This is a genomic window from Flavobacterium sp. ZT3R18, from assembly GCF_007097385.1.
Taxonomy (GTDB): Bacteria; Bacteroidota; Bacteroidia; order Flavobacteriales; family Flavobacteriaceae; genus Flavobacterium.
In genome coordinates this window covers 1-12,772 of the sequence record NZ_VJZS01000026.1, presented here as the reverse complement: position 1 = coordinate 12,772, position 12,772 = coordinate 1, and the positions used below count along the sequence as shown (strand labels likewise).

Genomic DNA, 12,772 nt, shown 5'->3' with positions numbered 1-12,772 from the left:
TATGTACAGGAATCAATACAAATGGAGAAAGATTTTTTTTGTAGAGGCGGAAGTTATAGATAAGTTTACAGATATTGATATTAGTTTGAGTATAATGAATGATTAAAAATGAATGTTGACTAATTAAAAAATTGTTGTTGTTAAGAATGATATAAGTTTAAACTGTAAAAGTTGAAATATGATAAAAAAAATAAGAATCCAAAATTTCAAAAGTATCATAGATACTACTATTGATTTTAATGACAATATATTTGTTTTGGCTGGTCAAAATGAAGCTGGCAAAAGCTCTATTTTGGAAGCCCTAAATGTATTTGAAGACGAGATAATTGATAAAGAAAATTTAAATTTTGAAGAAGAAAGTAAAGGTAATTTAAAACAATCTGTAGCAATAACTTATTCAGTTAAGGATAAAGCTTTTTATGAATATTTTGAAGAGTTATGTGCAAAGCTAGTTGAAGAAAGTATTAAAAAAACTATACCTAATTTTAAATTATTTAATATTGAAAAACTCTCGAAATTAAAAGAATTTACTTTAACAAGATTCATAAATTTTGAGAAGGATGATGTATCTAGTTTAGAATTAAATGAGCAAGCATTTGAAATTATAAAGGCTTCAATAAATGGATTACCTAATGAGAATGAAAATATTGTTACCACACTAGTAAAAATTATTAGACCTTTTATTGATGTAAAATCAAATAGAAATAATATTATTATTAATTTATGGAAATCATGTCCGGATATAATTCTTTTTGATGATGTAGCTGATTTATTACCGGATTATATTTACATAGCTGATTTAATAAATGGGGATAATAATGCAAAAGGATATAAGGCTGTAAAAAATATTGAAAAAATAATTGGTATCGATTTTATTTCATTATCCCAAAAAAGCACTACTCTTAAAAAGGGCAGTGTTGAATCTGCTCATAAAAGTATTACAGCTACTTTTCAAAATGATTGGAAACAAAAAATTGCAGGAAACAATCAAGTTGAAATTAATTTTGAATTAGGATTTGATAAAACAGGTAAGGAGATTATTACTTTTTATTTAAAATCTAAGGATGGAGTTTATTTAGAGCCTAGAAGAAGAAGTAAAGGATTGATTTGGTTTTTATCATTATGGTTAGAACTTAAAGCATCAGAATCATTAAATAAAATTATTTTTTTATTTGATGAGCCAGGATTAAATTTACATGTTAAGGCTAATAATGATATGTTGAGTGTATTCAAAAATTTAGCTAAAAATGGGCATCAAATAATTTATTCTACTCATTCTCCCTCATTGATAGAATTAGATAAACTACACAATATTGGTTTAGTGCTTAACACTGAAAAAAGAGGAACTGTTGTAGAAGGTTTAACATCATCACAGTTAGATACGACGTATAAAAAAGATGCTTTACAACCGATTTCTGAAGCAATGGGCCTCGAACCGTTTAAAGAGTTTTCAATACTTTCAAAAAAAAATATTATTGTTGAAGGGCTTTCTGATTTTTGGTATTATAAAGGGATGTCAAGAATTTTAGATAGAAAAAATGAATATAAGTTCGTTCCTGCTATCGGAGTTAAATCGTCTAAACTTTTTCCATTAATTTCATTTTGTATCGGATATGGTCTAGATTGGGTACTAATCATGGAAAATGGTGAAAATCCTCAAAACACAAAAAATGAACTTTTAGATAATGTGTTTTTAAATAATAATGAAGAAATGAATAAGAGGATTAAAATAATTAATTTTAAAGAAGTTGAAGATATGTTTACTATTTCTGAATTGAAATTATTAGACCCTAAAATAGATATAAATTCAAAAAAACAGCCTTCTGAAATAATTGGCAAACGTAAAATAATATTCGCTAGAAACTTTTTTGCTCAAATTGAAAATGGGAATATTACTAGAGATAATATAGATCCTGAAACAATTAAAAATTTTGAAGAGGTATTTGATTTTATTGATATAAGATTATTTTCAAAATTCGTAACTGCTGAAATTTTTTAAAAAGGATAATATAATGTCGAGCGAATCACAAAACATAGAATGGAAACGAAGTTGGCATGACGACTATCTGAAATGGGTATGCGGTTTTGCCAATGCGGTGGGTGGTACTATTTACATCGGCAAGGATGATGATGGTGTGTTAACACATTTGGAGAATCACAAATTCCTTATGGAAGCCCTTCCCAATAAAATCCGTGAAAACTTGGGTATTATCTGCGATGTCAATCTGCATGACGAAGCGGGTAAAAAATATATCGAAATCAGAGTAAATCCTTATTCGGTTCCTGTGTCGCTCCGGGGGCGTTACTATTATCGTTCCGGTAGTTCCAAAATGGAAATGACCGGAAACACCTTAAACGAGTTTTTACTCAAAAAAGCGGGTAAAACTTGGGATGATGTCATTGAGGAAGGTGCCAGTTTGGATGACATAGACGACAACAGTATAAAGAGATTTATCAAAGATGCCTTAAAGAGCGGACGTATGCCCAATGATATTGGAGAACTTTCTACCGTAGAACTTTTGGAGAAAATTCGTTTGCTCGATCACGGCAAACTCAAAAGAGCCGCCATCATCCTGTTCGGAAAAGATCCTAATCGTTTTTATCCCAACATCAAAGTAAAAATAGGTCGTTTTGGTGTCAACGATGCCGACCTGCGTTTTCAGGAAGTCGAAGAAGGCAATATTATGGAATTGCTGAAAACGGTTCCCAATCAGTTAAACTACAAATTTTTCACCAAACCCATTGACTTCGAAGGGTTGCTACGCATAGAAAAAGACGAGTACCCTGTGGCTGCCATACGCGAGATGCTGCTGAATGCTTTGGTACATCGTTCCTATATGGGTTCGATGATTCAAATGCGTGTGTATGATAATAAATTAACTATTTGGAACGAAGGTTTACTACCCGAAGGCATGGAGCTGGAAAGTTTGAAACGCCACCATATTTCACGTCCCAGAAATCCTTTGATAGCCGATGTTTGTTTTAAAGCGGGTTATATTGATTCTTGGGGTCGTGGCACTTTAAAAATTTATGAAGCCTGTAAAGAGATGGGCTTGCCGGAACCGGAAATTATTTCGATGGATGGAGGGATACTGGTTACTGTTTACAAAGATTTAAATAATCAAGCCACCCCGCAAGTCACCCCGCAAGAAGGTGGTCAAGAAGGTGATCAAGCAGGTGGTCCAATGGAAGATTTAACAAAGTATATAGAACAACTTCAAAAGGAGTTCGGGTTATTATCTGATAGAATTATTCTCGGGAAGGAAACAAACATTGCTTTTTTACGGGGTAATTACGGGGTAATTACGGGGTATTTACGGAAGAAATACGGAAGAAATACGGAAGAAATACGGAAGAAATACGGAAGAAATGCAATTGATATTCTTATGCTCTTCATGCTTGAGCCATCCATTAGGTCTAAAGATATTGCTGTTATTCTTGGTCTAGCGGCAAGTACAATAGAAAAAGTTATCGCTAAATTGAAGGATGATAAAGTGATTGAAAGAGAAGGTTCAACAAAAAGTGGGCATTGGAAAATAATAGAACAAAAATGAAATTTACCGAATCACAATTAGAAAAGGCATTTATATCATTACTGCAAGAAGAGAAAATGACTCACCTTGCAGGCGGGGAAGTGCGTAAAACAGAATTCAACGGTTTTGCCGAACCACCAACTGTTTATGGCCATGTCGTAAGTGAAAAAGTTCTGATTATTGAGGATTTAAAAAATTACCTGCAAAGCCAATACAAAACAGAAAATATTACCGAAAACGAAATCGATTCCATCATAAGGGATTTAGATCGTTTACCTGCTTCTGATTTGTATGAAACCAACAAAACCATTATGAAAATGGTGAGTGATGGTTTTCTGTTGAAACGTGAAGACCGCAATCAGAAAGATGTTTATATTCAGTTGATTGATTATTCCGAGGAGGATAATAACACCTATAGAATTGTCAATCAATTGGCGATTAAAGGGTATGAAATGCGTATCCCCGATTTAATTTTGTACATCAACGGATTGCCATTGGTGGTTTTTGAATTCAAAACAGCCATTCAAGAAAACACCACCATACACGATGCTTTTGTTCAATTAACCACAAGATACAAAAGAGACATTCCCGAACTCTTCAAATACAATGCGTTTTGTGTCATAAGCGATGGAGTGAATACCAAAGCCGGTTCTTTCTTTGCGCCCTACGAGTTCTTTTATGCCTGGCGCAAAATTGAAGGTATGGTCAATGAAGTGGATGGTATCGATGCGATGTTTACGCTTATTCAGGGCATGTTCAACCGCAATAGGTTAAGAAACATTATTCAAAATTTCATTTATCTTCCGGACAGTTCCAAGAAAAATGAAAAGATAGTTTGCCGTTATCCTCAATACTATGCCGCGATTAAACTTTTTGAAAATATAAAAATACATCAACGTCCTGAAGGTGATGGAAAAGGTGGTACTTACTTTGGCACTACAGGTTGTGGCAAAAGTTACACGATGTTGTACTTGAGTCGTTTGCTGATGAGAAGCTCTTATTTTGGAAGTCCGACTATTGTATTGATAACCGACAGAACTGATTTGGATGACCAATTGTCGGGACAATTTACCAATGCAAAAGGATTTATCGGTGATGAAATGATTATCAGTGTAGAAAGTAGAAGTCAACTAAGAGAACTATTGCAAGGTAGAAACAGCGGAGGGGTATTCCTGACGACCATACACAAGTTTACGGAAGATACCCGATTATTGACCGACCGTAACAATGTAATCTGTATATCCGATGAGGCGCACCGCAGTCAAACCAACTTGGATCAGAAAATAAAAGTGACCGAGAATGGGGTCTCTAAAACTTTTGGCTTTGCTAAATATTTACACGATTCCCTGCCTAATGCCACTTATGTAGGTTTTACAGGAACTCCCATTGATGCCACGATTGATGTATTTGGTGATATAGTCGATACTTATACGATGAAGGAATCCGTAATTGATGAAATTACGGTGCGTATTGTTTATGAGGGGCGCGCGGCCAAAGTCCTGCTCAATAATGGGAAACTTCAGGAAATTGAAGAATACTATAACCGTTGTGCCGAAGAAGGCAGTAACGAGTATCAGGTGGAGGAAAGTAAAAAAGCCATGGCACAAATGAACGCCATTATTGGTGATCCTACACGATTGAAAACCGTAGCCGAAGATTTTATAAAGCATTACGAAAACAGAATTGCAGAAGGGGCGACGGTAAAAGGAAAAGCAATGTTTGTTTGCAGCAGCCGTCCCATCGCTTACGAATTATATAAAAACATTTTGGAACTCCGTCCGGAATGGGGCGAAGTAAAAATTACAGAAGATGGAATTGTACTTTCCGAAAAAGAACAAAAGGAAATCAAACCGATGGAACGTATCAAAATGGTGATGACCAGAGGTAAAGATGACTCGGAAGTCTTATACAATCTGTTAGGAACCAAGGAAGACCGTAAGGAGTTAGACCGACAGTTTAAAAATGAAAAATCCAATTTTAAAATCGCCATTGTGGTCGATATGTGGCTAACCGGTTTCGACGTGCCTTTCTTGGATACGATGTATATTGACAAACCGATACAAAGGCACAATCTTATCCAAACCATTTCAAGGGTTAACCGAAAATTTGAAGGTAAAGAAAAAGGCTTGGTAGTTGATTATATCGGAATCAAAAAACAAATGAACCTGGCTTTGGCGCAGTACAGCAGTGCCGATGTTCAAAACATAGAAGATATTGAACAATCCATAGTGGTTGTTAAAGATCAATTGGATTTACTGGGGAAACTGTTCCATAAATTCGATAAGTCAAAATATTTCAAGGGTTCACCCGTAGAACAATTACGGACCTTAAATCAGGCAGCAGAGTTTGTCCAACTCACACAAGAGCTGGAAAAAAGGTTTATGTACATAGTAAAACGATTAAAATCGGCTTACGATATTTGTTCCGGTAGTGGTGTGTTTGATGAAACCGAAAGAGACGAAATTCATTTCTATTTAGCCGTGCGCTCCATAGTGTTCAAACTCACCAAAGGAGTGGCGCCGGATACTGCCCAAATGAACAATAAAGTGCGCCAGATGCTACAGGAAGCCATTGAAAGCAATGGTGTGGAGGAAATTTTTAAATTGGGAGAAGAGAATCAAACGGAGGTAGATATTTTCTCGGAGGATTATATGACAAAGATTGATAAAATCAAGCTGCCTAATACCAAAATCAAGCTTTTACAGAAGCTTTTGGCCAAAGCTATTGACGATGTAAAGAAAATTAATAAGATAACCGGAATTGACTTTTCTAAGCGCTTGCAATTCATCGTTGATAAATACAACGAACGAAAAGAAAGTGATGTATTGCGAAGTGAAGTATTGGAAGATTTCACAGATGAAATTATTGAATTATACTATGCCTTGAAGAAAGAAAAAGATTCCTTTAAAGACCTCGGAATTGACTTTGAGGAAAAAGCTTTTTATGACATCCTGAAAGCCTTGGCCGTAAAATATGACTTCGAATATCCCGAAGATAAATTAATTCTTTTGGCACAAAAAGTAAAAGAAGTAGTTGATGACAAAGCAAAATATACCGATTGGAGTAAACGGGATGACATCAAAGCAGAATTAAAAGTAGGCTTAATTATACTTTTAGCTGAAAACGGTTACCCACCTGTAGATAGAGACGAAGTCTATAAAGAAATTTTTGAACAGGCGGAGAACTTTAAGAAATATCAAAATAGTTAAGAATGTCAGATCAAGCTAAATTTCAGAAAATGCTGGAAGTGTTACTGCTATTGGATTGCCAATATGGTCGAACGATTGCAGAACTGTCTGAACGATTTGAAATATCGCAGCGAACCGTTTATCGTTATCTTGATACTTTCAAACATGTGGGTTTTGTCATTGAAAATAGCAATGGTTATTTTAAGATTGACAAAGAAAATACTACTGTTCAAGAAATTAGTAGCTTATTGCATTTTTCTGAAGAAGAGGCCTTTATATTGAGTAAAGCTATTCATAGTATAGATGATAATGATGAATTGAAAATTAAATTGGTTAAGAAATTATATAGTCTATATGATTTCGACCGTGTTATCCATGCCATTGGAAAAAAGGAAGAAAGTGAGAATATTTATTCTTTACTACAAGCCATAAAACAGCAAAAACAAGTCGTCTTACAATCGTATAAGTCCGGTAATAGTAAAAACATTAGAGACAGAATTGTAGAGCCAATTGATTTTACTATTAATTATACAGGGGTCTGGTGTTACGATGTTGAAGATGGTCTCAATAAAGTTTTTAAGACTTCGAGAATTAAACAAGTCATTTTACTTGAATCTTCCTGGAAGTTCAAACCTAAACACAAAAAGGGAATCGTTGATATTTTCAGAATGCAAAGCTTTGAACCCATAGCTGTTAGTTTGGAGCTTTCGTTAGTAGCCTATAATTTGATTATTGAAGAGTATCCATTGTCTGAAAAGTACATCACTAAGATAACTGATAATTTATATCGTTTAGAGTGTGAAGTTGGTAATTTTTTAGGTGTTGGTCGTTTTATCCTAGGACTTCTTGGAGAAGTCAAAATTATTGAGCCAAAAACATTGAAAGATTATGTTCAAGAGCGACTGAATACATACAAAGGATGATATAATTATTATCAATCCTATTTCTTTACCACCAAATAAGCCAACCCAGGATCATTCAGCAGTCGTTCCATTTCAGAATGAATTATATACTGAATATCTTGTTTTATCTGCAAATAATTCCGTTGTACCATAGAATTGTCAAGCTTGCGAATTACAGCTATATCTTTATAATTATCCTGTTCTTTTTTCAGCGCTTCATGATCATTTATAATTTCTGAGTGGAATGTTTTTAATTCAATTTTACAATCGGGATCATCGGCTACCATGCCTACAAACTCGCCTGAACTTAAAGACGAAATTTTAGAAGGAGGCACAGCGGATTCTAATTGCTTGGAACGACTGATTGAAGTGTCTCCGCTATTAATAGAAAGACTTTCTCTGTCCTGCATAATTTTACCAAATCGCTCCGAAAGTTGCTTTGCAGTATCGCCAGTAACTTGACCACTGACGATGTTTCCGGTAATGTTCATAATCACGTCTGCCTGTTCACGTCCGTAATCCTTACGCAGCTGACTGAAGTCTTGAATTCCGAGACAAGTTGCTACTTTATTACTTCGTGCAGTAGCAATCAGGCTATCCATATTGTTGAGGTAGATGGTCGGAAACTCATCAAATATCAGACTGCTTTTTTGCTTGCCTTTTTGGTTGACTTGTTTTACCAAACGGTTTACATACAAAGATAATACGGCACCATATATTTGTATTTTTTGTGGGTTGTTGCCCATGCAAACAATCTTGGGTTCTTCAGGATTATTGATGTCCAACGTAAAATCATTGCCTGATAAAACATAATACAATTGAGGAGAGGAGAGCCTTGCCATTGCAATTTTAGCGGAAGCTATCTGACCCTCTAATTGTTCCATTACATCGTTGAGGTAGGCATTGACAAAAGGATTAATCAATACCTCAATTTCCTTTTCAGTTCGCAGTAATGTAAAGAGACTATCGTAGTCAGCTTGCATAAGTTCAATAACATGGGGTAGCGTACAAAATTCGCCGTCTTTGTATTTTTTTAGATACCATATTATAGCAGAAAGAAAGTTAATTGGAGATTCCACAAAGAAGTCTCCTTGTCGTTTGATCCATTCTCGATTTAATCCTAACAAAATAGTTCGAGCAGATTCGGATGCATCTGTAATATCCGTCATGGCTGAGGGTTCTAACGGATTGCAGCGATGTGTTCGGGTTAGGTCATCAAAATTAATAACATAAAACTGTGGCACCTTCGGGTACAAATGTTTGTATTTGAGCCACGTATTATAGGCTATTTTAGAAAGGTCATCAAACTTAAAATCATAGACAAACATAGTAAACCCTTTACGGATGTGTTGTGTAATCACGTGTCGGATTACGAAGTACGATTTGCCAGAACCAGGAGTACCTAAGACCATCAATGCCCGAAAGGGATTGATAATGTTTATCCAGCTGTTGCGAATTTTGTCTTTCAAGTAATAACGAGCAGGCAGATTAATAGAAAATTCATTTTCCAAAAGCCTTTCTTCCTGCGGAAAAGTTTCGTTTTCTTTATTGAAAATATCCTTGTGGTTGAGTCGGTTTTTTATAATACGCGACAACAAAGTACCTCCAGAAAGCACCAAAAGAAACCCAATTGCCGTAATACTTATATAAGCAATCGCTACTTGTACTATTTCTATTTTCAGATATAATGAAAGACAGCTTATAAAGTAAATTAGGATACCCGTAACAATATAGGCAAAGGCTGTTTTATAATTGAGTTTTTCATCTTTTCGTCCCTTGGTACCTATTAGGGAAATCATCAAAAATCCCAGAGCAAAGAGTTTGGATTTATGAAAATTATTGAACAATCCTGTATTGTGAATATTACCCAAAAGTTTATCACTTAACCCGCTAACAAGATGCCACTCCCGAAAGGCAGCGTAGCAGTAATAATAAAAATGGATCACCAAAATAATGATGCTGATGAGCCTTGTCATGTCGAGTATTTTTCTCAATGCTTGTTCGTTTTCTCCAGTCTGCATAGCCATAATTTTAGTTTTTATTGGTTATCCGATTGTCCTTTTCTTTTTTTCTTTTTCCGTTTTTTCTTAAGCTGGTTCGGAACGTAAGTCGTTTCCTGTTCGGATTGGGTAAGTATATCCGATAGTTGTCCAATTGCGGTATTTGAATCAACAGATTTATTCTTTTGGAACACATCGTCAAACGAAGCTTTATCGCTTATTTGATTTGGTGTTTTAGATTTAGAGTCTATTGATTTCTCAATAGTTGAACCCGTCATTTTTTGTTCAGGCACTGTAATTAATGAACAACGTTCTTGTATTGCTTTGGCACTGTATTGTTTACCCAAAGCACTACCGTTAAAAACACATTTTGTAGTATGGTCAACATAGGTAATCCCATAGAGTATCCCTTCTTCACTTTTTCTTAAAACGGTATTAATTCCTTCCTTTTTCAATAGTTGTACCAATTCTGCAAGCGATGGTTTCTTTCCTAAAAATGCAAGATCAACAGTATTTTTGACCCTGTTCTTGTGGGAGACCTGGCTAGTCATATTTGAAGTAAACTTTTCCTCTAAAAATTTCAAGGTAGGTTTGTTATAAAAATCGCTGGCTTTGATTGGAACTCCAATAGGCTTACCACCTTCATCCAATATTCGGTACACCAATCCTTTTGCTTTAAATATCCTTGAATTTTCACTGCCACGATCAGCAAGAACATTGTACTGTTGCAACACTGCGTTTAGTTCTGCAAGGCTTGAATATTTGTAAGTAGAAAGCACTCCGTTAAGCACATTTGCAATTGCTTTTTTGGATTGAATTTTTCCGTATTGAACCTTTCCAGTAGCAATGGGTAGAAGCTCAATATTCTGATTTTTTCTGCGTCCTTCTGCCACTACGAGTCCAAAGGATTTTTCGATTTCCTTTCTAGCCACTTCAGATTGGTTTCTACCGATATTCTGCATGTCGATTCGGCTTCCGTCTGCTTTTACTTTTATGGAAACTAAATGAATGTGTGGGTGTCCTGAATCGTGATGCTGGTATACCAAATAAGGTTGCTCTCCAAAGCCTGTTTTTCTCATATAAGTATCAGCTATGTCCATCAGTTTTTCTTTCGAATGATTTTCTGATGGATCAAAATTCAATGAGATGTGCACGCTGTTTCGTTTTACATTGTCGTTCAATTCCAATTGTTTCAGAAACCTGTTCAGTTTCATCGTACTGTTCATTTTATCTACATCAATTGGGTAATTACCTTCGCCGATACACTCCGCCACGCCCTGTTTTACCTTGTTCTCATTATAGTTAAAAATGTTGTTTATCGAATGTCCTGTCTTTATGATTGCAACCATTTTTCAGCCATTTTTTGGATGTAATTTTTGATCTCTTCAACCTTATTAAAGAGGATTTTTTTCTCCAGTTCATAGCTGATAATCCAGTTCTTAAATTCAGGAATTTGCTGAAGGGTATGCAGCTTTTTGACAGCTTGATTGAAGTTGTTTCCTATGGCATTCAATTCACCTCGCAGCCGTATAATCTCCGACATAAATTCATCAAGGGATTGGTTGCGGTAATTAGTTGTTACCGGTTTTTCCAAAAGATTTTTTCGGGCATATTCGCTTAATTTCCGGCAGGTTGACTTACTAAATTTTTTGAATATTTTTTGATATTCGTCAGGCTTCAAACGTAAATGAAGCCATTTTGTGCGGTTGTTGTTTTGCTCTTCCATCATCTGTCATTTTCATGTTTTTCAACTCTTTTTCATTTTTCAGTGTCACTGCCCACGAGTCCCGAGTGACCAGGCAGCCAGAATCGGTTGTGATACAACCGGACATCTGGCCGATTGCAGGAACGTTGCAATCTTCCTGCTACTTTAAATGCCTATTAGACTTTTCAGTATTTCTGAAATGTTCCAAAATCAATTTTTCATTTATATAATCTTCTAATAGTGTTATTTTGAAGATTAGATGTAAATACTATTTTAGTCAGTTAGAGTCTTAATGATTTTGAAAATATATTCTATCTCTGTTTCAATAATCAAGGAAAGTGCACACTGTGTACAATTTAGCACCATTGTAATTGGACAGTAATAAAACCAATTAACCCACACAATTTCCACCAAAGGAAGTGCTCTTTCCAAACAATAAATCAATTTTAAAACAACAAAGTCCTGACTTTTTAGGAAGGTTTTTGTTGTTCGTTTTAAAAGGTAATGGTTGTCATTAAATACTTAAATGAAATCACCTTTTCAGAGTTTCTTAATTTACTCTAAATGATCTTTGATAAACCGCTTCTTTTGAAATATGATTATCAAATTTTATACTCTTGAAAATCGTTTTTAAAACCAATATTACTAGATACATTTTATATCAAATTCGAAGCACATTATTCTAACCCTGTCTATCTAAAATCCTAACGTTCATCATTTATATCAGATACGAAGTTAAGCAAGCGGGATGGATTCTACCTATCATAGGTAAATTTTACCTATCAAAATTCATAAACGGCTTTATACCTTTATAGAATAAATTATTAATTAAAAACGTGAAGATTATGACAACAAATGATGTGGCCAAGGTTTTTGATACTGTACTTAGTATCCCTGGAATGAATGACGTAGTGAAGATTGATTTGAAAATTTCACGAAAAAATGTGCTGTTATTGAACCACGTAATTGAACGTGGATTAGCAGCTAAAGACGATGATAAGCCATCGATTCTCATGACAAGTGTTCCGGAAGAAAATCTCCAGGAATTAAAACTGTTTGGAGATGAGTGTTTACAAAAAGCCGGACTTATAGAACTTAGTGAGAAACTGAAGACATTGAGCGAAACGGGGAAGTAATAACAATTTATAAATAGAGAAAATAGCTGGGTGTCAAATAAACAAATATTGTTTATTTGACACTTTTTTTATTAGTCAATTTTATTTCAGAGATGCTTTTTTTAAAACTTTAACTAAAATAGCGGATTTCGATAAATTTATGCCGGATTTCGGTAACACGTTATAAAACAAGCTATTGTAATTTTGGTTCAGTTTCAATTCCAAATAATTAAATCATTAATATTTTTTTTTAACTGCTTATCCCCTTTACACATGTAGCTCTGTTTTTTCTTTGGTTAGCTCATTAATTGGGGTAGGATTCGTTGAAA

General features: G+C 34.8%; 8 protein-coding genes. 5 read left to right on the top strand and 3 right to left on the bottom strand.

The features are described 5' to 3' along the window. The first annotated feature begins 178 nt into the window (after nt 1–178). The 4 genes from FNW52_RS18480 to FNW52_RS18465 are packed head-to-tail and all read left to right on the top strand — an operon-like array spanning nt 179 to nt 7,644. Nucleotides 179–1,999 (top strand): ATP-dependent endonuclease, encoded by a 1,821-nt coding sequence (locus tag FNW52_RS18480; protein WP_116761054.1) that lies wholly within the window; start codon nt 179–181, stop codon nt 1,997–1,999. A gap of 13 nt (nt 2,000–2,012) precedes the next feature. Next, on the top strand, nt 2,013–3,554 hold the full coding sequence (locus tag FNW52_RS18475; RefSeq protein ID WP_143378966.1) for an ATP-binding protein: 1,542 nt from the start codon (nt 2,013–2,015) through the stop codon (nt 3,552–3,554). Beyond that, nucleotides 3,551–6,742: a type I restriction endonuclease subunit R gene (locus FNW52_RS18470; RefSeq protein WP_143378965.1), complete on the top strand. Its 3,192-nt coding sequence runs from the start codon at nt 3,551–3,553 to the stop codon at nt 6,740–6,742. The genes FNW52_RS18475 and FNW52_RS18470 overlap by 4 nt, the downstream gene beginning before the upstream one ends. A gap of 2 nt (nt 6,743–6,744) precedes the next feature. Then, on the top strand, nt 6,745–7,644 hold the full coding sequence (locus FNW52_RS18465) for a YafY family protein (protein WP_143378964.1): 900 nt from the start codon (nt 6,745–6,747) through the stop codon (nt 7,642–7,644). 17 nt (nt 7,645–7,661) lie between these two features. On the opposite strand, the gene mobC is transcribed toward FNW52_RS18465, so the two are convergent. From mobC to FNW52_RS18450, 3 genes are read right to left on the bottom strand one after another with little or no spacing between them, the layout of a single operon-like run. Continuing rightward, the gene (gene mobC / locus FNW52_RS18460; protein WP_143378983.1) at nt 7,662–9,644 is read right to left on the bottom strand and encodes a conjugal transfer protein MobC; all 1,983 of its coding nucleotides are present in this window, start codon (nt 9,642–9,644) and stop codon (nt 7,662–7,664) included. Nucleotides 9,645–9,661: 17 nt separating this feature from the next. Continuing rightward, nucleotides 9,662–10,972, bottom strand: a complete 1,311-nt coding sequence (locus tag FNW52_RS18455) for a relaxase/mobilization nuclease domain-containing protein (protein WP_143378963.1) — start codon at nt 10,970–10,972, stop codon at nt 9,662–9,664. Next, on the bottom strand, nt 10,957–11,349 hold the full coding sequence (locus FNW52_RS18450; protein WP_143378982.1) for a plasmid mobilization relaxosome protein MobC: 393 nt from the start codon (nt 11,347–11,349) through the stop codon (nt 10,957–10,959). The genes FNW52_RS18455 and FNW52_RS18450 overlap by 16 nt, the downstream gene beginning before the upstream one ends. Before the next feature lie 824 nt (nt 11,350–12,173). On the opposite strand from FNW52_RS18450, the gene FNW52_RS18445 reads away from it, so the two are divergent. Then, entirely contained in the window at nt 12,174–12,464 is a 291-nt protein-coding gene (locus FNW52_RS18445) for a hypothetical protein (protein ID WP_317045987.1), read from the top strand. Nucleotides 12,465–12,772 lie beyond the last annotated feature (308 nt).

Excerpts from the sequence above, each read along its gene's own strand:
- FNW52_RS18475 (WP_143378966.1), top strand. The coding sequence starts at position 2,013 with ATGTCGAGCGAATCACAAAACATAGAATGGAAACGAAGTTGGCATGAC.
- FNW52_RS18450 (WP_143378982.1), bottom strand. The coding sequence starts at position 11,349 with ATGGAAGAGCAAAACAACAACCGCACAAAATGGCTTCATTTACGTTTG.
- FNW52_RS18470 (WP_143378965.1), top strand. The coding sequence starts at position 3,551 with ATGAAATTTACCGAATCACAATTAGAAAAGGCATTTATATCATTACTG.
- FNW52_RS18445 (WP_317045987.1), top strand. The coding sequence starts at position 12,174 with ATGACAACAAATGATGTGGCCAAGGTTTTTGATACTGTACTTAGTATC.
- mobC (WP_143378983.1), bottom strand. The coding sequence starts at position 9,644 with ATGCAGACTGGAGAAAACGAACAAGCATTGAGAAAAATACTCGACATG.
- FNW52_RS18455 (WP_143378963.1), bottom strand. The coding sequence starts at position 10,972 with ATGGTTGCAATCATAAAGACAGGACATTCGATAAACAACATTTTTAAC.
- FNW52_RS18465 (WP_143378964.1), top strand. The coding sequence starts at position 6,745 with ATGTCAGATCAAGCTAAATTTCAGAAAATGCTGGAAGTGTTACTGCTA.
- FNW52_RS18480 (WP_116761054.1), top strand. The coding sequence starts at position 179 with ATGATAAAAAAAATAAGAATCCAAAATTTCAAAAGTATCATAGATACT.